General features: G+C 29.4%; 20 protein-coding genes. 5 read left to right on the forward strand and 15 right to left on the reverse strand.

Annotated elements, in window-relative coordinates; genetic code table 11:
- Positions 1-39: 39 nt before the first annotated feature.
- The 9 genes from SJY27_RS05090 to SJY27_RS05130 all read right to left on the reverse strand — a co-directional run bounded on the left by SJY27_RS05090 (position 40) and on the right by SJY27_RS05130 (position 10,753).
- On the reverse strand, positions 40-2,409 hold the full coding sequence (locus SJY27_RS05090) for a GumC family protein (protein WP_397447180.1): 2,370 nt from the start codon (positions 2,407-2,409) through the stop codon (positions 40-42).
- Between the two features lie 278 nt (positions 2,410-2,687).
- Positions 2,688-3,641, reverse strand: a complete 954-nt coding sequence (locus SJY27_RS05095; RefSeq protein WP_397447181.1) for a glycosyltransferase — start codon at positions 3,639-3,641, stop codon at positions 2,688-2,690.
- Positions 3,642-3,876: 235 nt separating this feature from the next.
- Positions 3,877-4,683 carry an enoyl-ACP reductase gene (locus SJY27_RS05100; RefSeq protein ID WP_397447182.1) on the reverse strand — a complete coding sequence of 269 codons (807 nt, stop codon included), beginning with the start codon at positions 4,681-4,683 and terminating at the stop codon, positions 3,877-3,879.
- Positions 4,684-4,837: 154 nt separating this feature from the next.
- Positions 4,838-6,493 carry a DNA repair protein RecN gene (gene recN, locus SJY27_RS05105; RefSeq protein ID WP_397447183.1) on the reverse strand — a complete coding sequence of 552 codons (1,656 nt, stop codon included), beginning with the start codon at positions 6,491-6,493 and terminating at the stop codon, positions 4,838-4,840.
- Positions 6,494-6,539: 46 nt separating this feature from the next.
- A complete protein-coding gene (locus SJY27_RS05110; protein WP_397447184.1) occupies positions 6,540-8,693 on the reverse strand; it encodes a peptidase domain-containing ABC transporter in 2,154 nt (717 codons plus the stop codon).
- Positions 8,694-8,801: 108 nt separating this feature from the next.
- Positions 8,802-9,314: a TlpA family protein disulfide reductase gene (locus SJY27_RS05115; RefSeq protein ID WP_397447185.1), complete on the reverse strand. Its 513-nt coding sequence runs from the start codon at positions 9,312-9,314 to the stop codon at positions 8,802-8,804.
- An 82-nt stretch (positions 9,315-9,396) separates the two neighbouring features.
- Positions 9,397-10,056, reverse strand: coding sequence for a hypothetical protein (locus tag SJY27_RS05120; protein ID WP_397447186.1), 660 nt, complete (start codon positions 10,054-10,056; stop codon positions 9,397-9,399).
- Between the two features lie 227 nt (positions 10,057-10,283).
- The gene (locus SJY27_RS05125) at positions 10,284-10,505 is read right to left on the reverse strand and encodes a hypothetical protein (RefSeq protein ID WP_397447187.1); all 222 of its coding nucleotides are present in this window, start codon (positions 10,503-10,505) and stop codon (positions 10,284-10,286) included.
- Positions 10,506-10,522: 17 nt separating this feature from the next.
- Positions 10,523-10,753, reverse strand: coding sequence for a hypothetical protein (locus SJY27_RS05130; protein WP_397447188.1), 231 nt, complete (start codon positions 10,751-10,753; stop codon positions 10,523-10,525).
- 338 nt (positions 10,754-11,091) lie between these two features.
- Here SJY27_RS05130 and SJY27_RS05135 point away from each other — a divergent pair, with 338 nt between their 5' ends.
- The gene (locus SJY27_RS05135; RefSeq protein ID WP_397447189.1) at positions 11,092-11,319 is read left to right on the forward strand and encodes a helix-turn-helix domain-containing protein; all 228 of its coding nucleotides are present in this window, start codon (positions 11,092-11,094) and stop codon (positions 11,317-11,319) included.
- A 106-nt stretch (positions 11,320-11,425) separates the two neighbouring features.
- Here SJY27_RS05135 and SJY27_RS05140 read toward each other — a convergent pair whose 3' ends face one another.
- From SJY27_RS05140 to SJY27_RS05165, 6 genes are all read right to left on the reverse strand, one after another.
- The gene (locus SJY27_RS05140; protein ID WP_397447190.1) at positions 11,426-12,316 is read right to left on the reverse strand and encodes a DUF4835 family protein; all 891 of its coding nucleotides are present in this window, start codon (positions 12,314-12,316) and stop codon (positions 11,426-11,428) included.
- Positions 12,317-12,548: 232 nt separating this feature from the next.
- Positions 12,549-13,766, reverse strand: coding sequence for a bifunctional phosphopantothenoylcysteine decarboxylase/phosphopantothenate--cysteine ligase CoaBC (gene coaBC / locus SJY27_RS05145; RefSeq protein ID WP_397447191.1), 1,218 nt, complete (start codon positions 13,764-13,766; stop codon positions 12,549-12,551).
- Positions 13,767-14,087, reverse strand: coding sequence for a DNA-directed RNA polymerase subunit omega (locus SJY27_RS05150; RefSeq protein ID WP_397447192.1), 321 nt, complete (start codon positions 14,085-14,087; stop codon positions 13,767-13,769). It lies immediately after the preceding gene.
- Positions 14,088-14,111: 24 nt separating this feature from the next.
- Positions 14,112-14,972 (reverse strand): outer membrane protein assembly factor BamD, encoded by an 861-nt coding sequence (locus tag SJY27_RS05155; protein ID WP_397447193.1) that lies wholly within the window; start codon positions 14,970-14,972, stop codon positions 14,112-14,114.
- Between the two features lie 222 nt (positions 14,973-15,194).
- Positions 15,195-16,070, reverse strand: coding sequence for a 4-hydroxy-tetrahydrodipicolinate synthase (dapA, locus tag SJY27_RS05160; protein ID WP_397447194.1), 876 nt, complete (start codon positions 16,068-16,070; stop codon positions 15,195-15,197).
- Between the two features lie 98 nt (positions 16,071-16,168).
- Positions 16,169-16,675, reverse strand: coding sequence for a DUF6913 domain-containing protein (locus SJY27_RS05165; protein ID WP_397447195.1), 507 nt, complete (start codon positions 16,673-16,675; stop codon positions 16,169-16,171).
- 383 nt (positions 16,676-17,058) lie between these two features.
- Between SJY27_RS05165 and SJY27_RS05170 the strand changes: the two genes are divergently transcribed.
- From SJY27_RS05170 to SJY27_RS05185, 4 genes are all read left to right on the forward strand, one after another.
- Positions 17,059-17,475 carry a VOC family protein gene (locus SJY27_RS05170; protein WP_397447196.1) on the forward strand — a complete coding sequence of 139 codons (417 nt, stop codon included), beginning with the start codon at positions 17,059-17,061 and terminating at the stop codon, positions 17,473-17,475.
- 77 nt (positions 17,476-17,552) lie between these two features.
- A complete protein-coding gene (locus tag SJY27_RS05175) occupies positions 17,553-20,795 on the forward strand; it encodes a PDZ domain-containing protein (RefSeq protein WP_397447197.1) in 3,243 nt (1,080 codons plus the stop codon).
- Positions 20,796-20,949: 154 nt separating this feature from the next.
- Entirely contained in the window at positions 20,950-21,819 is an 870-nt protein-coding gene (locus SJY27_RS05180) for an RluA family pseudouridine synthase (protein ID WP_397447198.1), read from the forward strand.
- 184 nt (positions 21,820-22,003) lie between these two features.
- Entirely contained in the window at positions 22,004-23,281 is a 1,278-nt protein-coding gene (locus tag SJY27_RS05185; protein WP_397447199.1) for a hypothetical protein, read from the forward strand.
- Positions 23,282-23,284: the final 3 nt, after the last annotated feature.

A 23,284-nucleotide genomic window follows, 5' to 3' on the forward strand; every position in this document is an offset into this window, starting at 1 on the left:
TTTTTTTTAAATCTTTTGAACAATAAAAATAATTTATTTTTAGATACCCAAAACTCTCTTGTAAAAAGGTTTTTTATCTTGCTCTACATAGCCATAGCCATAACCATAGCCTCTATTTGTATTGGTATCATTTAATACAATTGCCATGTTAGGTAATTTCTTTTCCTTGTAAAGTGTTTTTGGTACAATTAGCATTCTCTTATCAATGTAATTTGCCCTTGTTACATATAAAACCACATCAGCCATTTCAGCTATTAACAAAGTATCTGTAACCAAACTTACAGGAGCTGTATCTGCTATAATATAATCATAATCGTTTTTAACGGTATTAATAAGTTCTTCTACTCTTGGGTTTAATAATAATTCTGAGGGATTAGGAGGAATTAAACCGGAAGATATAAAATCTACATTTTGGATACCAGGCACAGTAAACTTAATTTCATCTAAATCTAACTTTTCATCTAAAATATAATTGGTAACCCCTTTACGATCTTCTATCTCTAAATAGTCTGTAATTTTAGGAGCTCTTAAATCTAAACCAACTAATAAAACTTTTTTATTGGTTAATGCTAAAGTTGCAGCTAAATTTAATGAAACAAAAGATTTACCCTCTCCACTAGTTGTAGAAGTTATAAATACCACCTTAGCTAAAATATCTTTGCTAGATTTTGCTAGCATAAAATTTAAATTTGTTCTTAATAATCTAAATGCTTCTGCCGAACTTGTTCTAGCTTCTTCTTTTACAATAACCTTTTCAGTAAACTCTGTATGAGGAATGTCTCCTAAATACGGAATATCTAAATTATCTTCTATATCTTTTCTATTGTGCAGCTTGGTATCTAATCTCATTTTTATAAAAATCAGCATAAACGGAATAAAGATTCCTAGACCAAAAGCAATCATATAAATTTTCTTTTTTCCAGGTGATACTGGGCTTCCAGAACTAAAAGCTACATCTATTACCTTGGCATTAGGTACTGTAATTGCCAAAGAAATTGCAGTTTCTTCTTTTTTCTTTAACAAATAGGAGTACAACTCGGAGTAGATTAGTTTTTGCCTGTATGTATCGATAATACCTCTTTCTATATTGGGTATTTTATCTACTTTATCCTGAAGTTTTTTTAACTCAGCATTGGTTTCTTTTATTCGAATTTCTGTAGATTTTTTTAAATTTCTTAAACTTGATAATAAGTTTTGTTGTAAATCTTGTATTTGATTATTTAAGGTAATTACTCTAGGATTTTTTTTACCAGAAAATCTCAATATCTTTTTTCTTTCGAGAAGTAATGTATTTATTTTATCTATGCCTTGAGAAATACTTTCGTCGGAAAAACCAAGATTTGTAGGAAGTATATCGTTTTTTGTCAATAAATTTTTGATTTCTTCTTCTGCCCAATTAATTATAGTGAGTTCTGTAATTAATTGATTTTTTTTTCTGCTATTATCTGAATTGGTTTCTATGGCGATTTCATTTTCTATAGGATTGCCAGAAATACCAAATTCTATTTTATACGTTTTTAAACTATCTTGAATTACCCCTAAGCTTTTACCTAGTTTTTTTAATCTTGCATCTAAAAATGCTATTGTTTTTTTAGAAACAATATTTTTATCAATTACAGCATCTAAATTATACTGCTTAATCAATTCATCTAAAATATCTTCTGCCTTAGATTTATTAAAATCTACCACTTCTAAATGTAAAATACTTGAAAAATCGCTGATAGGAGTAATTTTAATTCTAGATGCATAAGAGCTTATTACACTTTTACGTGGTTTTATTATTACCAAGATGTTGTTCTCTAGGTTTGTTTTGGTAGCTAGAACTTTAAAATCACCTAACTTTTTACTTTTAATAATTTGATTGCTGCTAGCATATTGAATGGTATCACCCTCAATACTCTTAAAAACCAACTTATTATCTGCCAAAACATTAACAACAAACATGGTATCAATAGAATGATGTAGAGCTGTTTCTTCTTTATTTATAAAATTTATTTTAATACCACTATTTAAATAAGCTTCTCCATTACTAATATCAGCATCTTTAAAATAACTAATATTTAGATCTAAAGAGTCTACCATTTTACCAACAATCTTCCTAGATTTTATAATAAAAATTTCATTCTCTGGGTTATTGGTAGAACTATTACCAACAATCCCTAAATCTGACACAGCCTTAAACTCATCTGAAATACCTGATTTCAAATTATCTTTTATCATAATGTAAGCCGAAGCACTATATTGTTTAGGGGTATATTTTAAATAGAAGAAAGCTGCAGTAAAAGCAACACATAAACCTATTAAAAACCAACCCCAATAAGTTAAATACTTTTCAATTTCTTCTCTTAGATTAATATCATCAATATCTTCTAGAAATTCAAATTGATCGTATTCTTGAAATTTTTTCATACTAATTTATTTGTAGGGGAAAACTTTATATGTTTTGTATTTAATATCATCTTTTCTGTAAAGATTTAAGAAAAGAGTATTTATCTTTCTATTTATTTTTTTATGGATGATTCATAATTTTACATCAATAATTTCTTAAGTAAAAAACATAAGAATTCTTAATTTGTATATCATTTTTTTAAAAAAATCAAATATATTATTCTTTCTTAGGTTGAAAAAGAAAAATTTGTTTTTATATGATCATTATAACTCGTTTTATCTACAAATATGAATATTACTTATTTTTGTGAAAATTGACTTTGTAAAAAACCCAATCCATAGCCTAAAAACTGAGTATATGAGGTAATTATGCTTAAAAAAGCTACCTTTAATTGTTTCGTTCTAAAGAAAGCGTCTATTAAAAGTAACAACGTATAAAATATATAAAACTGTATTAAAATTGTTATTCCTATGAACAGTGATGCTATGCTTATAAAAAGTCCTAAAATAAAAATACTAGGAAACCAAAATGTAATTTTTGCACTTTTAGGGTATTTTTTATTCAAAATTGGTCTTGCTTTACCAAACGCATAGGTTTGCTTAAAAAACTGCTGTAAGGTACTTTTTCGTTTATGATATACAAAAGCAGCTGTTACCAGTTGCGTTTTAAATCCGTTTTGCCATAATCTAAAAGTTAAATCAATGTCTTCGCCAGTTTTCATTTTAGAGAATCCATTTACAGTTTCAAAGGCTTTTTTAGAAAGTCCTAGATTAAAACTTCGTAGTTGAAATTTTCCTACTCCGTTTTTTTTACCACGAATACCACCAGTAGTTAAAAAACTAGTCATAGAATAGTTCATTGCTTTTTGCAAAGCTGTAAAACTTTGATGTGCTGCATCTGGCCCACCAAAAGCATCTGTATAATTTTCTTTTAATGCTTTTTTAACTGCTGATAAATAATGTTTTGGCACAATTACATCTGAATCTAAAACGATAAAATAATTGCCTGAGGCTTTTTGCATTCCGTAATTTCGGCTGGCTCCTGCTCCACTGTTTTCTTTGTAAAAGTAATTTACATTTAATGTTGATTTGTACTTTTCTACAATTTGATTGCTTTTTTGTGATGAACCATCTTCGATAATTAAAATTTCGAAATCGTCTTCAAAATCTAGTTTTGTTAAACTAGTAAGTAATTCGTCTATTTCTTTAGGACGATTGTAGACTGGTACAATTATGGAAAAACTGAGTTGCAAAATTATAAAGTTGTAAAGTTAGGAAATAAAAAAATTGAAAGCTGTTGGTTTGAGCAGCTTTCAATTTTCTAGTTTTCTAAAAATTGGCAAACTGGTTTAGCCCTGATTGAGCGACTTGTTTGAAATCTTTTTTGTCCTGAAAGGCAAAAAAATTGAGTAGCGAAAGCAGGAAATAGCTTCAAAAAACTATTAAACTGAAAAGTTGAACGAAATTCTGTTCAACCCGACTTTGCCTCTATTCAAACTTTTCCATAACAGGATCACTAACCCCCATATTTGAAAAGCCTCCATCATGAAATAAATTCTGAAGTGTTACTTTTTTAGTTAAATCTGAAAATAAAGAAATGGTATAATCTGCACACTCTAAAGCTGTTGCGTTACCTAAAGGACTCATTTTTTCTGCATATTCTATAAAACCATCAAAACCTTTTACACCACTACCTGCTGTTGTTGGTGTTGGCGATTGAGAAATTGTGTTTACACGAACTTTGTGATCTCTACCAAAAAAGTACCCAAAACTACGTGCAATACTTTCTAAATAGGCTTTATTATCTGCCATATCATTATAGTCTGGAAACACTCTTTGAGCAGCCATGTAGGTTAAAGCAACAATAGAACCCCATTCTGACATGGCATTTTTATTGTACAAAACATTCATTACCTTGTGAAACGAAACTGCTGAAATATCCCAACCTTTTGTGGTAAAATCATATTTTGGATCTGTGTAATGTTTGCCTTTTCTAACGTTTAAAGACATGCCAATAGAATGTAAAACAAAGTCTATTTTTCCTCCTAAAATTTCCATAGATTTTTCTACCAAGTCAGATAAATCGTCCATAGAAGTGGCGTCTGCAGCAATAACTTGCGAACCTGTTTTTTCTGCTAAGGCATTTAATTGCCCCATTCTTAGTGCAATTGGTGCATTAGTTAATACAAAAGTTGCTCCTTCTTCATGCGCTCTTTCTGCTACTTTCCAAGCAATAGAATGTTCATTTAATGCGCCAAAAATAATTCCCTTTTTTCCTTTTAGTAAGTTGTACATTATTTAGTTTTTAGTTGTTAGCCCCTTTGTCTTTCAGACATTTCCCCAAAGAGCAAAATTGAGAAGCCAATTAGATTTTTAATTATCTTAGTGCAAAGATATTAAACTCTTACTTTTTTGAAACATCTATTACTCAAAAGTCCCCTTTGGGGATTTAGGGGCTGAGTAATTCTTTTGCGTGAGTTAAAGCTGATTCTGATATGTCTTTTCCACTTAACATTTCTGCAATTTCTACAACTCTTTCTTCATCAGAAAGTTGTTTTAAATTGGTAGTTGTTACGCCTTTGATTTCTTTTTTAAATACTTTATAATGGTGTTTTCCTTTGGCTGCTATTTGTGGTAAATGTGTAATGGCAATAACTTGCATATTGTTGCTCATTTGCTGCATTATGCCTGCTATTTTGTTTGATACTTCACCTGAAACCCCTGTATCAATTTCATCAAAAATAATGGTTGGTAACTTTGTGTTTTCTGATAATACTGTTTTTACAGACAACATTATTCTTGATAATTCTCCTCCAGAAGCTACTTTTTTTAACTCTCCGAAATTGCCACCTTTATTTGCAGAAAACAAGAACGCTAACTCATCTTTTCCGTTAGTAAAATAATTGGAAGTTGGCTTTATATTGATAGAAAAACGTGCATTTTCCATGCCTAATTCCGCCAATAAATGTTGTAGTTGCTTGGTTAATTTTGGCACAACCGCTTTTCTACTTTTTGTAATTAAGCCTGCTAATTTGTCTAATTTTATGGTAACATCATTAATTTCATTCTTTTTATTGGTAATGGTTTCTTCTGCATTTTCTACTTGACCTACTTTTACTGATAAATCTTCTAAAACTTCTAATAGTTCTTGATTTGTAGCTACTGTATGCTTTTTCTGTAAATTGTAAATCAGTTGTAAACGATTGTTCAATTCTTCTATTTCATTCGGATTGAAATCTACATTTTCATTAGCCTTTTCTAATTCTGTAACCACATCATCAATTTCAATTTTAACAGAAGTAACTCTTTCTGATAATTCTTGATAATGTTTAGAAAAAGCTGCTATTTTTAACAATCTATTTTCTAAAGTATTTAATAAACTTTGTACTCCAATTTCTTCGTTAATAGAAATTTCTAAAGCCTCAGATAAATTGAGTTTGATATCTTCTATATTATTTAATTGCTCTAGCTTTTCTTCTAATTGTTCTTGTTCATCAACTTTTAAATTGGCCTCCTCTAACTCATTAAACAAGTGCAGATTGTATTCGTATTGCTGATTTGCTTCTTTTTGTTGAACTTCTAATGCTTCTAATTCTTTTTTAAGTTGATTTAATTTAGAAAACCCTCTTTTATACGAAGCGATTTTATCTTTATTTTTAGCTAAAGCATCTACAATAGAAAATTGAAAACTGTTGTCTGATAATGCTAAGGTTTCGTGCTGTGAGTGCACATCTATCAACTTGGTTCTTAATTGGTTTACTACAGAAAGCCTAACAGGAGTATCATTTACAAAAGCTCTAGACTTACCCGATGGTAAAATTTCTCTTCTGATTATTGTTTCTGCTTCGTAATCTAAATCTACTTCTTCAAAAAAATCTTGTAAATCATAATTGGCTATAGCTACTTTTGCTTCTACAATACACTTAGTAGATGTATCTTTTAAAGAAGACAAATCTGCTCTATTACCCAATACCAAGCCTAAAGCCCCTAATAAGATAGATTTTCCTGCTCCAGTTTCACCTGTAATAATAGACAAACCTTTATCAAAATCGATAGTTAATTGATTGATTAATGCGTAGTTATGTATAGATAGTTGTGTGAGCAAGTTCGCTAATTTTTAAGGTATAAAATTAGTGAAATTTTAGTAAATACTAAACTAGTTCTTTCCAATAATCACTATAAAAATTTGAAGTTTCTAACAATTGATTGTGATTACCTTGAATAACAGTTTTACCATCTTGCAAAACATAAATGGTGTCCGCATATTTTTTTAAAGTTTCTAAACGATGAGAAATAAATAAAATTGCCATTTCATTTTTTAATTTAGAAATTAAATCAATACTAAATTTTTCAGTTTTTCTATCCATTGCAGCAGTTGCTTCATCCAAAATTAGTAGTTGAGGTTTTTTGTAAAGAGCTCTTGCCAAAGCAATAATTTGTTTTTGACCACCAGATAAGTTTACACCTTCTTCTCCTAAAATTGTGGCATAACCTTGTGGAAAATATCTTATAAATTCCTCAAAACCATATTCTTGGCAAAATTTAGCTACATTTTCTGGTGTATCTTCTTTACCTAATAAAATATTATCTAAAACATTGCCACTAAAAATGGTAATTTCTTGCGGAACAATACCAACCAAATCTCGCCAACTTTCTAATTGAATATCATTAAGATTATTCTTGCTATTTATAGTGATACTCCCATTTTCGAAGCCATAAAACTTTTGTAAAACTTGCCCTAAAGTACTTTTTCCACTTCCACTTTCTCCAACAATGGCATTTAATTGTCCTTTATTTACTGATATATTTACATCTTTTAGTAATTGACTTCTACCAGCAAAACGAAAAGAAAGATTCTTCATTTCTAAAGAATTAAAATCTTTCAATACAATTTCTCCTTGTTTTTCTTTTTCTATAGATGTAAATTCAAACATTCTATTGAAAGCAATTTTTGCCTCGTTAATAGGAATAGCAATTAGAGCTAAATTTGTAATTGAAGGTAATAATGAACCAGCAATACCCAAAATAGCCATCAATTCTCCCAATTGCATTTCCTTCTTATAAACTTGTAGAGATGTGTAAGATAAAATTGCCATTAAAAACAAAACACCTGCAATACCAGCAAACAAAGATAAACGAACATTTATTTTTCCTAAATCTACAATTTTGTTTTGCAAATTACCAAAAACCAATTGATTTACTTTTTGAAAAAAAGATTGTCTGTTAAAATTTTTGATAGATGCAATACCTTGCATAGAACTTATGTAATTGCTCTCACTTAATGCATAACTTTGCATTACCTCTTTTTGAGACTTTATAATTTTACTATTAAAACGATAAATGATAAAAAAGTAAATTGGTATGCTTATTAAAGCAATTATACCCACTTGCCAAGAATAGAAAAACAGAAAACCGAAAGAAACAAATACTACTAAAACATCTATAACAAAGTTACTTGCAATAAACTTAATTACTTTTTGCACTCTATTTGTATCATTTAATCTAGCAACCAACTCTCCAATTTTTCGAGTATCAAAAAAAGGTTTTGGTAAATGAAGTAGAGATGTATAAAAAGAATCTATAATTCTGTTGTTAAAGTCTTTGGACTGTCTTATTAACACTAACTCACGTAATGTAGAAAAACCAACTCTTACTAATAACAGAAAAGTAAGTAAACCAATACCAGAAATTAATTTTTTGGTATTGTGAGATGGCAAAATATCATCTATTAGCTTTTGAGAAAATACTGACATTGCCATTCCTAAAACTGCAATACCAATACCTAAAACTATACTAATAATTAAGAGTTGTTTATCTTCTTTTAATAGTTTTAAAAACCATTCTTTTTTAGATTTTTTGGTTTCTTTAGCTTTAATAAAGTTTTCATTAGGCTGTAATGTTAAGCAACTATTAGAAACCCAAATTTTATCTAATTCTTCTTTTGTATAAAATACAATACCTTTTGCAGGGTCTCCAATAATAAATTTATCATCTTTAAAACCATAACAAACTACATAATGTTGTAATTTATTTTCTATAATTACGTGCAAAATAACAGGTGATTTATGATCTATTAAAGCTTGTATGTCTGCTTCATTACCTTCTGCTGTAAAACCTATTTTATTTGCAGTTTGGTACAAGCCTAATAAAGTTGTCCCTTGCTTTGTTGTACCACTTAACTCTCTTAATTTTTCTAAAGAATTACTACCTCCATAATATTGTATTAAAGAAAGTAAACAAGCAACTCCACAATCTGATTGATCTAATTGTATAGTATGCGTTTTGGTTATTAATTTTTGATTCATATTCGTTTATAATCCTAAAGAAATCAGGAATCTATATTATTGTAAATAGTTTATTATTTTACTTTAAGAAGTTTTAGTTTTAACCGGGTTCAACCAGAGACATCATTTTTATTTTATAACAACTAAAATGTCATCTATTTTTGTAGCTCCTTTAAATTTTTGAAGAAAATTTTTATCAGCATCATAGACAACTATATAAGGTATAGAATTAACATCAAAAATTTGAGAGAAAACACCTTTTTTATCTTCTAAAAAAACAACATTTTCTTTGTCATACAAGTTATATTGTTTTGCAAAAGAAATAATACTTTCTTGTCCTTCAAAAGACACAAATACCAATTGTATTTCTTTAAAATCGACTAAACGTTCTTGAATTTTAGCAGCTTCAGATTGGCAATAATCACAATCTGAATTAAAATAGACAAATACAATAGGTTTATTTGGTAAGTTTTTATTTGAATAACTATTGCTATTGATGTTTAAAAAAGAAAAGTTGGGTATCTTTTTAGTACGCTCAAGAACTTCTTTTTTATGATTTAATTTGCTAGTAATTTTATAGCCTAAAAATCCAACAATACATATTAAAAAAATTACGAGAACAATTCTTTTTTTTTTCTTCATTTCATTAAGAGAATGAGTTCATTTTGGAATCTTCATTGAGCATAAGCGAAATATGACGATTAAAATGGGATTTATACAGGGTTTAAGACATATTTAAAGTTAAAAACATAACCAAACCTAACCAAATAACTAAACCTGAACCATAACTTACAGCTACAATCTCAAAACTTTTAGAATATTTATTTTTAAGTAATTTGTGTAAACCATAAACTAAAACGAAAAAGTAGGCAATTTCAAATAAATTTATAGTTTGTAGTGGGTAAATTAGCCAAGGATCTATTTTAGAGAGATCTAAAAAATTGATGTAGCTTAATGGATAAAATTGTTGAAATTCTAATAAAGTATATTCTGGTCTTATTAGAAAAAAGTAGAAGAATTTAAAACAACTCACAAAAATTAAAACAAATTCCCCAATAAGTGCCACCCTATATAGTTTGTTAAAACTTACTTTATTATTTACATCATATAAAAATAAACCTATATTTAAACAAAATGTTAGGAGTAAGGTTCTAACTACTATAATAATAGGAATTAATAAATAAAATAACCATAACCACTTTTGTTTGAAAATAATCAATTCTGAAACTTGCTCATTAGTTAAATTTTCTAATAAATTTTGTTCAGTCAGTATTCTTAAATTTAAAAAATGTTCAGTTAGAATGGAAATTATTGCTAAAAAAAATACTAGTATTATAAATAAATTTTTAGTTTTAAATTTACTTAATAAATTAACATCTATCATTTTTAAAATCTTTACTAAAAAATGTAAAATATATTAAGTATGTTATGGATAAAACAAATAAAACATGTTTTAGATTTTTATAATCTTCACAAATATCTAATAAATTAAAAATACTTAAAAGAATTAACAACAACGAACATAATGCTAGTAATAAGGTCTTAAAATTCATATATAAAATTTAAAAATACATCTTGTTAAGAAAAACAAACAAGATGTATAATTTATAATTAATCAATCATTCCATTAACAGCACAAGTAACGGCTGCACTTGCAACAAATACACCTAATGCTACATTTAAGCCTGGTATAGCTGCAAACCAACCAACTTTTACTCCAAGTGCTGCAAAACCTAACACACCTGCACCACCTGTAAATCCATGACACATTCCGTCTATAAAATCATTACCCGCTTGTATTTGCTCTAAATCGTTAATATTTAATTGTACCATATTATTTATATTTTATTTTAACAATCTTCATTAAACACTCCATTAATCCATATTGAAGCAGCACCAACCATGTAAATACCTGCTCCTAAACCTACTCCTCCAGTAGCAACAGTTACAGCTGAAGCACTAGCTATTGCAGCTGTCATAAAACCTCCAATCAATAAAGCTGCTCCAAAGCCAAAACCTTCACCACAGGTAATACCTCCTGCTTCTAGAGCTAACATTTGATTTAATTCTAATTTTTTCATTTTAAAATTGTTTTAAAAATAAATGTATTTAAAAGTAGTATAATTTTTATAATTTTAAAAGCATTTATTAATTATTGTTATCAATGATTTATTTTGAGTCACTCATAGCTATATGACCATCATTGCAATGATTTTGTAAATTTAAAACAGAACAAACAACTTGTCAATATCAAAAAACTTATAAATTATAAGTTTTTCAGCTCCCCATAAATGGGGAGGCTTCTCCCCATTTATGGGGAGAAAAAAATTTCACCATTTATGGGGATTGTGAGAGTTAATTATTATCAATAATTTTGTTACAGTTACCAACTTCCCCAATAATAATAATAATAATAATAATGGAAAAGAAGTTAATTTCTATTAGAAAGAGAATAAAATTAGAAAGAACAAAAAAAGAATATACTCAATATTATATGAGTTGTAGGTTAAGTACAACTCAAGTTGCCTATCATAATCTAGAAAACGGAAAAAGTAATTTAAAAATTGATACTTTGTTAAGAATTGCTACTATTTTAGAGATAGATGTTAAAGATTTTTTTGATTTTGAGGAATTGGAAGTAGTTTAATTAAAATTAAGCTTTCTCTTGATTGAGATTATACCAAAATTTAAAAAACTCTCTTCCAAAAATAGTTTCCTGCTTAAAAAAGAATGATAACTTATTTATAAAAATACTACTCAATATTTTTCCACTTTGAATTATTATTAGGTGAAATTTTACCCAATACTGTTGTTAAACGTACGGCATTTCTTGTTCTTGGTCCATCAGAATAAATATTAACAATTTCATCTGCTTTTGCATCAAAAAACAATCGTATTAAATAATTTCCCACAGTTTTATTAAATAGGTTTTGCATTTTTAAAACACTATCTTCAATAGTTTGTTTTGCAAATTCTTTATTATTTACAAAATTATCTAGGCCTTTAATATGATAATCATACAAAACATCTCTGTATGTTTTTAATTTTGGAGCCAGTAAATTATCTATCAATAAAAAACGGTTTTGTTTCCCTACAACATTTTGCCAAGAAGATAGTCCACTTTGTTGCGCTTGCAACATTACATTTTGCGCTTCTTTTAATTCAAAATCTCCACCATATTTAGCAAAAGTGTCTGCATCTACTCCTAAAATTACATAAGCGTAAAAAACAATAGTTGAAATTAAATTGCTATCAAAAGAGTTTCTGTTATAAAACAGCGGATCAAATTCATTATATCTAAAAGTAAAATCGTTGTCTTTTAAATTTAAAAGCGTTGTAGCGTAGGACGAACCATAAACAGGTCTTGAAGATTGTACTTGTAGAGTAGCTGTAAATGTATTATTATCTCTAGAAGTAATGATAATATTCATTGCACAATCTACTTTTTCCTCTGTTTGTACAACCCTATTGGTCCATTTTGTTTGATTGACAAATTCTGAAAGTGCAGTTTGTAATGTTGTAAATACTTGCCTGTTAGACCCTGGTATTTGCTCGTAATTTATATTTACCAAACAGTTTAATTCTTGCGAATTTAAATTCACATTTGATAAAAACAAGGCTATAAAAAAAACAAGTTTACGCATTTTCAGTATTCAGTATTCAGTGTTCAGTGTTCAGTATTCAGTATTCAGTATTCAGTATTCAGTATTCAGTATTCAGTATTCAGTATTCAGTATTCAGTATTCAGTATTCAAAATTCAAAATTCAAAATTCAAAAAAACTATCAGAATAAAAAATGGATTTATTTTTATTGATACTTTCTTTTTATCGTCCTATAAACTTCAAATATTTCGTCTCTTTTCTTAAACTTATAGTCTAACCTATATCGTCTAATTTAAAAATAATCTCATTCATAATATCTTTTGCAACTTCTACTTTAGATTTTAATTCGAATGGTTTTTGATTGAAATTTTTATCAATAATAGTAATTTTATTTGTGTTTGTGGCAAAACCAGCACCTTTATCTTGTAAAGAATTCAAAATAATAGCATCTAAATTTTTACGCTTTAGCTTACTTTTTGCATTTTCAATTTCATTATTTGTTTCTAACGCAAAACCTACCAAATATTGATGCGTCTTAATAGCACCTAAAGAAGCTAAAATATCTTTTGTTGGTGCCAACTCTACTATTAACGATGCATCTTTCTTTTTTATTTTCTGACTAGCAACATTTTTTGGTTTATAATCTGCTACTGCTGCAGATAGAATGGCAATATCAACTTGTTTAAAATATTGATGAGCAACTTTGTACATTTCATCAGCAGACACTACATCTACTCTATGTACTAACGAGTGTTTTATTTGCTGATTACTTGGCCCAGAAATTAAAATTACCTCTGCACCTAAATTAGCAGCTGCATTTGCTATGGCAAACCCCATTTTTCCTGAAGAATGATTCCCAATAAAACGAACTGGATCTATAGCTTCGTATGTTGGGCCAGCTGTAATTAATATTTTTTCACCTTTTAAAGGCAGTTTGTTTAAAATATCATTTTCAATAAAAGCAACAATATCTTCTGGTTCTGCCATTCTTCCTTCACCCACTAAACCACTGGCTAATTCTCCAGAAGTTGCAGGAATCATTACATTACCAAAACTTTGTAATTTTTCTAAACTTTTTTTTGTTGATGGATGGATGTACATATCTAAATCCATAGCTGGTGCAAAATACACTGGGCATTTAGCAGATAAGTAAGTGGCTAACAATAAATTATTACATGTACCATTTGCCATTTTAGACATGGTGTTTGCAGTTGCAGGCGCAATTAAAAAATAATCTGCCCATAAACCAAAATCAACATGATTATTCCACAATTCATTTTCATCTTCTTTATCATAAAAAGTAGAATGAACAGGGTTTTTAGAAAGTGTAGAAAGTGTAAGAGGTGTTATAAAATCTTTAGACGCAGGTGTCATAATTACTTTGACATCTGCGCCTAATTTTATAAATAAACGAACTAAAGAAGCCGTTTTATATGCAGCAATTCCAGCAGTAATGCCTAAAAGGATTTTTTTACCACTTAAAACAGACATTTATTCTGTTTCTGGAGTTCTAAAATATACTTTATTATTTAACCATTCTTCAACAGCTATTGCAGTTGGTTTTGGTAAGCGTTCGTAAAATTTAGAAACTTCTATTTGTTCTTTATTTTCAAAAACTTCTTCTAAACTATCATTATACGTGGCAAACTCATCTAATTTATCTACCAATTCTTTCTTTAAATCAGCATTAACTTGATTTGCTCTTTTCGCGATGATTGAAATTGCCTCATAAATGTTTTCTGTTTGTGCTTCAATTTCATTCTTGTTATAAGTAATGGTACTTATAGCTGCTTCTGTATCTTTATAATCCATAATTTATTATTTCTATTTTGAATTTTACTCTGTATCCTTTTTCTCTAAATCTTTAATCTTTTCTATAAGATCGTCAATTCTTTTTTCTTCTTTTTTAAGCGTAGCGAACATCTCATCTGCTTCTTCTGCAAATTGAGTTTCAGGAAAATTTCTTTTCAACTTATCGTAAGCCTCAATTGCATCTTTAATTCGCTCAAATTTTCTTCTATCTGTACTTTTTAACACAAAATCATGTGCTGCTTTTAATCTGTAAAACAAAGCTTCTTCTTTAAACTCAGAACCTAAATAATCTGATAATAAATTGTCGAAAGCTTGAATAGATGCTTTGTAATTTCTTAAATCGTAATCTGCAGTAGTATAGTACACTTTGGCGATTTCGAAATACTTTTTCTGCAACTTGTATCGTAAATCTTTATAATGTTGATTTGCCTCATCAAGTTTATCTGAATTAGGATAAGTAGTAATAAAGTTTTGAAATGCTTCTAGTGCTTTGTTTGTATCTGTAGGATCTTGGCTAAACACTGGCGATGCTAATTTATAACTATAAGCTGACAAAAACGCAGCATCCTCATTCTTAGAACTTTTTGGATAATTATTTTTAAACCTTTCAAAATAATAAGCAGCTTGTATGTAATTTTTAGTATTAAAATTAGATTGAGCCACCATAAATTGAATACGTTCCATTTGTGGTTTACCTCTATAAGCTGGCGTTATTTTTTCGAATAAACGTAAAGCTTTAGAGAATTTTTTAGTTTCGTAGAGTTTGGTAGCCATTTTGTATTGTTCTTCAATACTACCTTTGTTTAATACTTTTTGATACTCTCCACAAGAGAATAACATTAGGCTAAACACTACTAAATACGCTAAATTTTTAATTTTTTGCATCGGGCAAAATTAGTAATTAATTATGGATAATAAAAGTATTTATTTTTCTCGAAATAAATTTTTACTTTTAGTTTTTTGAACCTTCAATTTTAAAGTAAATCTATAGATTATGTAAAAACTAAATTGCAGTGCAATAATCCACAAAAAAGAGTGAAAAAATTAATAAAACGATACTAAAAGTTTGTTAAGAATACCTAAACGTGATGTTTTTGTATCAAAATACTAGAATTCGCTTACAAATTTAGCTATTTTGGCATGTAATGTTGCACTTGCCTTAACCAATGGCAAACGAACGTCATTAGAACAAATGCCTAATTCTTGCAAAACGGTTTTAATTCCTGCTGGGTTATTTTCTTCAAAAATATAGTCTACTACATCCATCATCTTAAAATGAATTTTATAGGCTTCTTTATTTTTTCCTTCTAATCCTAATTGAATCATTTTAGAAAATTCTTTTGGAAAAGCTTGTCCAATCACAGAAATAACTCCTGAACCTCCAGCCAAAGCAACACCCAAAGCCAAATCATCATCACCAGAAATAATTAAAAAATTTGCTGGTTTATCTTTTAATAAGGCATTGTATTGTTGCTGATTATTACCAGCTTCTTTAACCCCCACAATATTACTAAAATCCTTTGCCAAACGCATAGTGGTTGAAGGCTCCATATTTTTTGCAGTTCTACCTGGTACATTATACAATATAATTGGCAAATCTGTTGCTTGTGCAATAGCTTTATAATGCTGATAAAAACCTTCTTGTGTTGGCTTACTGTAATATGGTGCTACTGATAAAATACCATCGATTCCAGAAAAATCTCTAGTTTTTAGCTCTTTAACAACTTCTAAAGTATTGTTACCTCCAACACCCAAAACTAAAGGAATTCGATTATTGGTTGTTTTTACAATAACATCAATAATCAATTGTTTTTCTTCTTTAGTTATGGTTGCACTTTCTCCAGTAGTACCATTTATCACCAAATAATTTGTTCCATTTTCAATATTGAAATTAACTAGTTTTATAAGCGCATCAACATCTACAGTTAAATCTTTTTTAAAAGGAGTAACCAAAGCAACACCTGTACCAACAAATTTTTGCATTATTTAATTATTTAGGGGGTAAAATTACAATTTTCAAATTGAATCTTTTCAAAAAATAATAAGTTGTGACAAAGAATACACAACTTTTAATGTAAAGTTTAATTTTTTAGTTTGTTTAGTATGATTAAATACTTCTTTAATTCCGATAGAAAACTTTCTATTTTTGTTGGTGTTTCTACAATTTCCATATCATACAAAGCTTGGTTTACGTTGGCAAAACCTACTTTAAATTTTGCTTTAGACCTTAATACAGCATTTTCTAGATATAAATTATTTTTATTAAAATAACCTATAAGCAAATCATGTGGTTCTTCTATAAATGATTTGAAATATTTATTTTTCACTTCACCTTTCCAATTAAAATCTTTCTCGTTAAAAAATTTATAAGAAGGTACATCCATTTTACTGTAAGGTCTGTAATTGTATATTCTAACGTTACCTAAACCTAATATTTTTTCAACCTCATTTTCTATTTTAAGCCATTTATATATTTCTCCAGAAGCTATAATACCCACAGTATAAACCTCTTCATGAGATATTTCTCTATCCGCTTCTTTTTGTTTTAAAAGCTTATTGAAACGTTTTTTTATGAAAGATTTTTTCAAAAGACCTCGATTAATTTTTTGGTTGAGTTTTGTAAAAATACTATTTATTTTCTTTTACAACCACATCAAAACATATTGTGAATTATTTTTTTCACAAAAAAAACAAAATTTTACAAAATTGCTGTTTTGGTAAATTGTTATTCTCTAACATCAATCTAAAATGGCTAACGCTACTTTAAACGAAGCCTTTTTTTTATAATTAAAACCATGTCAACACTTAACAATTTTAAAGTTGAATAAAAACAAGATACAAATTGGTTAAACAGCGCAAAATTAACACCTAGTTATCTTAAATTTTTACAACAATTATCACTATTTTTATCAACAATAAACAAAATAACTATAGCGTAAAAAAAGCATAAATCAAAATCACATAAACCACTATGATACAACCATTTCACATCGCGATTCCCGTTCAAAACTTAGAGCCTTGCAGAACGTTTTACAGAGATATTTTAAAATGCGAAGAGGGTCGTTCAACCGAAAACTGGGTAGATTTTAATTTCTTTGGGCATCAATTGGTGATTCATCAAAAAGACGATTTTAAACCGCAACGAATTTCAAATCCTGTAGATGGTTTTGATGTTCCTGTGCCACATTTTGGTGTGGTGTTAACTTGGGAAGATTGGCATACTTTAGCTGATAATTTAAAAGCCGCAAACACAAAATTTGAAATTGAACCTTGCATCCGTTTTAAAGGAAAAGTTGGCGAACAAGCCACGATGTTTTTTAAAGACCCAGAAAACAATGCTTTAGAATTTAAAGCTTTTCAAGATATTGGGCAGTTGTTTGCAAAGTAGTTTTTCTTTAACTTTTTTCATTCTTATTTTCAGTTCGATTTTCTTTACCTTTAAGGCACAAATCAAACTACTTTATTATGAAAAAAATAATCGTTCTTCTTTCTTTCATCATTAGCTATTCTGCTTTTTCTCAAGGCACCAGATTATTAAGACAACCCACTTTATCTTCTGAAAACGTTGTTTTTGTGCACGCTGCAGATTTATGGAAAGCGCCTTTAAATGGTGGAAATGCAATAAGACTAACCAGTGATGATGGTTATGAATCTAATCCTCGTTTTTCTAAAGATGGGCAATGGATTGCCTTTACAGCTCAATATGATGGAAATAGAGATGTGTATATTGTTTCTGTAAATGGTGGTGAACCCAAAAGACTAACCTATCATCCAAATAATGATTTTGTGCAAGGATGGACACCTGATGGAGAAATTTTATTTCGATCAGATAGAGCCTCTAAACCTACCCAAACTAATAAATTTTATACCATTTCTACAAAAGGGGGAATGCCAAAAGCTTTTGACATTCCAAGAGCTGCTTTTGGCGAAATTTCTGAAGACAACAAATACATAGCTTACACACCAATTACAAGTTGGGACGCAGAATGGAGAAATTACAGAGGTGGACAAGCAATGCCTATTTGGATTGTAGATTTAAAAACAAAAGATTTAATAAAAACACCTCAATTAGATGGCGAAAGACACGTTAATCCTGTTTGGTATAAAGGTAATGTGTATTATATTTCTGAGAGAGATTATACCGCAAATATTTGGTCTTACAACATCAACACAAAAACAGAAACACAAGTTACATTTCATAAAAAGTTTGATGTTAAAAATATTGATGCCAACACAAACGGAATTGTTTACGAACAAGGAGGTTTTTTACACAAATTAAATCCGGAGACAAAAGAAACCAAACAAATTATTATCAATGTAAAAGGAGATTTAAACTATTCAAGAACAAGATGGATGGATGTTTCTGGACGTAGTTTAACCAATCCAAATGTTTCTCCAAAAGGAAAAAGAGCCATTTTTGAACATCGAGGAGATATTTTTACGGTTCCTAAAGAAAACGGAACTTGGAGAAATTTAACCAATTCTTCTGGTGTTGCAGACCGTTCTCCTATTTGGTCTCCAAAGGGCGATCAAGTTGCTTGGTTTTCTGATAAAAATGGAGAATATGAATTGGTTTTGGCAGATCAAAAAGGAGCCAATCAAGAATATATAAAATTGCCAAATCCTACTTTTTACTTTCAACCAGATTGGTCTCCAGATGGAAAACACATTGCTTATACAGATACCAATTTTGTAATTTGGATTATCAATTTAGAAACTAAAAAATTAACAAAAGCAGATGCTGATAGTTTTGCACATCCTAACAGAAGTATGAATCCTAAATTTTCTCCTGATAGCGATTGGATTACCTATGCAAAACAGAATAACAATAGTTTTAAATCTATTTATGCTTATCAGCTTAGTACTAAAAAAACAGTTCAAATTACAGATAAAATTGCAGATGCCATTACACCTGTTTGGGATGCATCAGGAAAATATATTTACACTTTAGCAAGTACAGATTATGGTTTGCAAACAGGCTGGTTAGATATGAGTTCTTACGACCCAAGTGTTACAAGAGCTTTGTATGCAATTGTTTTAAATTCTAAAGACAAAGCACCGATTTTGCCAAAAACAGATGAGGAAGAAATTAAAAAAGATAAAGAAACCAAGAAAGAAAAAGGTGATGAAAAAACGAAAGACACACCAAAAACCATTATTGATGAAAATGGATTATTTGACAGAGCTGTAGTTTTAGATTTACCTGCAAGAAATTATGTAGGCTTATTAAAAGCCCCGAAAAACAACGTTTTTATTGCAGAAGCTATTCCTAACTCTAGTGGATTAACCTTACATTCTTATGATGTTACCAAAGAAAAAGCTACGGTTTTTGCAACCGGAGTTTCTTCTATGACTTCTTCAAACGACAGAAAATCAATATTACTTTCAAAAAGAGGCAATTGGAGTTTAAACAATACTAGCGCTGCAAAAGCAGGTAAAGAAACTTTACAAACAAATCTTAAAATAAAAGTTGATCCTAAAGCAGAAGCGCATCAAATTTTTAAAGAAGGATGGCGTTTTATGCGCGATTTTTTATACGTAGATAATGTGCATGGAGCTCCTTGGGATGACATCTACAAATGGTATGCACCTTGGATAAATGATGTAAAACATAGAACAGATTTAAATTATGTAGTTGATATTATGAGTGGTGAAGTTGCTATTGGACATTCTTATGTTTCTGGTGGAGATTTCCCTGATTTCGGTTACATTCCTGTTGGTCTTTTAGGCGCAGATTTTGAGGTTAAAAACGGAAAATATCAATTTAAAAAGATTTATAAAGGAGAACGTTGGAATCCGAATATTTTTTCTCCTTTAGGTTTACCAGGTATTAATGTAAACGAAGGCGATTATTTACTGGCAATTAATGGCGTTTCTTTAACTTCAGAGATGAATCCTTATCAATTATTAGAACAAACTGCTGGTAGAGAAATATACATCACAGTAAATAATAAACCCTCAGAAAAAGGAGCTAGAACTGTTTTAATAACTCCAATTGCAAACGAACGCAGATTGAGAAGTATAGATTGGGTTGAAAGTAACAGAAGAAAAGTAGATCAACTTTCTAAAGGTAAACTAGCTTATGTGTATGTGCCTAATACAAGTAATCCTGGTTTTACTTCTTTCAATAGATATTATTTTTCGCAACAAGACAAAAAAGGTGTTATTATTGATGAACGTAATAATGGAGGTGGCTCTGCTGCAGATTATATGATAGATATTATGTCTAGAGAAGTAGTTGGTTATTTTAATAGCAAATCTGAAAGCAGAAAACCTTGGACAACACCAATGGCTGGAATTTGGGGCCCAAAAGTGATGATTATAAACGAAAGAGCGGGTTCTGGAGGAGATTTATTACCTTATATGTTTAAAGAGAAAAATTTGGGTCCTTTAGTGGGCACAAAAACTTGGGGTGGATTAGTTGGTACTTGGGATACTCCACGTTTTATAGATGGTGGAAGAATGGTAGCACCAAGAGGTGGTTTTTATGATGTTGATGGAAATTGGGCTGTTGAAGGAGAAGGAGTTGCACCAGATATTGAAGTGCATCAAACCCCAAAAGAAGTTTTAAGTGGTAGCGATCCTCAATTAGAAAAAGCAGTTGAAGAAGCTTTAAGATTGTTAAAAGAAAATGAGTTTATAATAAAACCCGAGCCTAAAGCGCCTATTCGTTCTAAAAGACCAAAAGGTTATAAGTCTGATAATTAAAAATAAAGAGGCTCTCTAAAGAGTATTAAAATTTGTCATTTCGACTGTAATGGAGAAATCTTGTTTATTGAAAATCAATTCTATAGATTTTTCGACTTCGCGTAAAATGACAGCTAAATTAACTTTTTAGACAGCCACTTTTAATGACTCTATATTGATCATCTCAGAAACTTATATTGCTACAAAACAAGAAAAACCAATTCGTTTTCAAGAATATGGAGTGGGAATTTTTAAAACGATTCCAACTAAATCTGGCATTAAAAAAGCAATTAAAAAAGAACTCATTTTTATTGATGGTGTTTTAGCAAGCACTTCTAAATATATTTATGGAGGAGAAAAGATTGAATTGTATCAATCAGAAAACGAATTAACATTTGAGCGATTAAAACTTGATGTAGAAGTTTTATTTGAAGATGATTATTTAGCTATTATCTACAAACCTGCTGGGATTTTAGTAAGTGGAAATAAGTTTGTAACTATTACAAATGCGTTAACTCAAAATCTTACCAAAAGTAACCAAACTGATGCTGTTAAACCACAACCCATTCACAGATTAGATTACCCCACAAGTGGAGTTTTACTAATTGGAAAAACAAGTGCAGCCCTTTTAAAATTGAATAAATTATTTGAAAATAAAGAAATCGAAAAAACATATTATGCCATTACTATTGGTAAAATGTGTTCTGGTGGATTCATAAATTTTAAGGTTGATGGTAAAAATGCTTCCACTGAATTTAAGGTTATACTTTCTGCAAAATCTAAACGTTTTACGGTTTTAAATTTGGTTGAACTCAAACCAAAAACAGGTAGAAAACATCAACTTAGAAAACATTTATCTAGTATTGGCCATCAAATTCTAGGAGACAAAAATTATGGAAAAACCCATTTGGTGTTGAATGGGAAAGGTTTGTATTTACAAGCCCACGAGCTAAAGTTTATACATCCTTTTACAAAAGAAGAAATTATAGTTTCTAAAGATTTACCTAAAAAGTTTACAAAAATTTTTAATGCTAAAATACAATAATCATAAAAAATCATTCCTACAAAAAAAGCAACGCTAATCGTTTATAAAAACTATTCTTTAGCCAATTATTGATAAAAAACAGTTAATTATAAAACCTCAAATACGTTTCAGATTATTATCACCAAAATAAATAAAGGAATGATTAAAAATTGATAAATTAGCTAATTAATTTATCAATTTTTTTATGAAGAAGTTTTTAAAAATCACAGGAACCATTCTTGCCTTATTTATTGGTTTTTTTGTTGTGTATTATTTCATCAATAATGAAGATTTACCAAAAGGTAAAAAAGGTAAAGAAGCAGATGCACTAGCCATTAAAATGTTCAATGCAATTCATCACGAAGCTTTTGAGAACACAGAAGTTTTAGAGTGGAGTTTTAGAGCGCAAAACTTCTATAAATGGTACAAACAAAAAGGAATTGTAGAAGTAAAGTGGGACGAAAATAAAGTGATACTGAATACCAAAGACAATTCTAAATCAGTAATTTTTATCAACAAAAAAAAGGTTGATAATCCAGAAATTTTGCAAAAAGCAATCCGCTATTTTAACAACGATTCTTTTTGGTTAGTAGCACCATATAAAATTTTTGATCCAGGTACTGAGAGAAGTATCGTAAATTATGAAGGAAAAGACGCATTACTTATCACCTATACTTCAGGAGGTTCTACTCCTGGCGATTCTTACTTATGGATTTTAGATGACAACTACTTCCCTACTTCCTTTAAAATGTGGACATCAATCATTCCTATTGGAGGCGTTTCTGGTTCTTGGTCTGATTGGAAAAACACAGAAGCAGGAATCAAACTCCCAACAAAACACACACTTTCTTTATTTGGAATGGAAATTTCTATGGGAAATGTAAAAGCGTACAATCAAAAAGCAAACTTATTAGCCCACAAAATTTTAAAAGCCATAAAACACGAAAACTATAAAAACACTAAATTTATTGAGTGGAGTTTTAGAGGAAGAAGAAATTTTAAATGGGATAAAGAACAACATATTGTAGATGTTTCTTGGGATAAATTTAAAGTGATTTTACATCCGCAAGCAAAGGAAAAAAGTACGGTTTATTTTGAAGGAATAAAACAAGAAGATACTGATGAAAAAATTGTAAAAAGAGCTTGGGATATTTTTAATAACGATTCATTTTGGTTAGTGGCTCCTCACAAATTATTTGATGATGGTGTGGTTAGAACCATAGAAAATATTGAAAACGAAACTGCTTTAAGAGTTACGTATACAAGTGGAGGCACAACTCCTGGTGATAGCTATGTGTGGCTTTTAGACGAAAACTACGTTCCAAAAAGCTATAAAATGTATCTTAAAAATGGCAGAATGAATGGCACACCAGCCACTTGGCAAGATTGGATTACCACAGAAAGTGGCACATTATTACCAACAAATCACACATTTTCTGGTGGTAATCAACTGAGTATGGGAGAGGTAAAAGGTTACAATTAAACT

The sequence above is a fragment of the Polaribacter sp. R77954 genome, from assembly GCF_044595335.1.
In the GTDB taxonomy this organism is placed as follows: domain Bacteria; phylum Bacteroidota; class Bacteroidia; order Flavobacteriales; family Flavobacteriaceae; genus Polaribacter.